The 402-nt window shown below is 47.9% G+C and carries 1 pseudogene; it reads right to left on the bottom strand.

From position 1 onward, the window contains the following. A pseudogene (locus CIK04_RS32540) lies at positions 1-402 on the bottom strand (transposase); the annotation flags it as partial.

The raw sequence follows: 402 nt of genomic DNA, 5'->3' as shown, positions 1-402 counted from the left end.
GTTGCTTGGCATCTGCAAAGCTCCGTTCTACTGTTTCACTTCGACGTCGATAAGTCTTCTTGCCATAGGAAGAGAGCCGCATTTGATTTGCTCTCTCTACGGCATCGCTATAGATATGCCGAGTAATCACTTTCTTCATGTTTTGCTTGAGTGCAGTCATCCCTCATTGGACAGAACGCACACTCTTTCGGGTCTGAGTGGTATTCTCGGTAGGCATCGCGTGATGTGGTTTTATAAAGCAACGCCTGMCCATTCGGACATTGGTAGCWGTCTCTTTGCGCGTCGTAAGTAAAGTGTTTCTTTTTGAACGCATTTTTCGTTCTCGATGGACGTCGATAACCGAACACGCCAAGAATACCTCGACGTTCAAGTGACTCYGCCACTGGAGCGGTAAAGTAGCCC

Source organism: Vibrio sp. 03_296, from assembly GCF_002265885.1.
Note: the sequence above shows the minus strand (reverse complement) of the source record. Positions and strands in the feature narration are given on the sequence as shown.